The sequence below is a fragment of the Brevibacillus sp. YAE8 genome, from assembly GCF_057543335.1.
The window spans coordinates 1-526 of record NZ_BAAIYG010000169.1; the positions used below are offsets into that span (position 1 = coordinate 1).

1 pseudogene is annotated in these 526 nt (G+C 41.6%); it reads right to left on the bottom strand.

Annotation, left to right across the window (positions count from 1 at the left end):
* A pseudogene (locus tag AC27IT_RS28200) lies at nucleotides 1-526 on the bottom strand (aromatic ring-hydroxylating dioxygenase subunit alpha); the annotation flags it as partial.

Genomic DNA, 526 nt, shown 5'->3' on the forward strand with positions numbered 1-526 from the left:
GATTCAAATGAAGCTCTGCTTGTAAGTCAAGCGGCAGCTCTTCCGGTTTTTGACTTTCTACAATGCTCGTATCTTGTTCAATAATAAGCTGCTGAAAATCACGGAAATATTGATCAGGTTCATCAAACGAATAGTTTCTAGAAACCAATGCAAACACGGTCGACTTTCTTTCCTCTTCAGGTAAAACCGCAAACAGCATCGAAAAGATTTCACCCGTTTCATAGTTCACTTTTTTCAACCTTGCAACGGCAGGACGAAGAATTTCAAAAGTATAATAAATAGTTGCAAAGTTACCCGTACCATCTGCATCTGCGTACACAGCGATTTCATCAGAAACGTATCGGTTATCTTTCCAATGTACCTTATAATCAGGAATTTCGGCGTAGTCCGAGTGTCCAAGGCTTCCTTCGTGAACAAAAGCCAAATGGCTTACATCTAAAAAGTTTTCTACTACACGAGGAGCTGCTGCCTGCAGAGTATGAGGGTGGGCGCAAACCGTTTTAAATCCGGGGTTAAGGTATTCGTC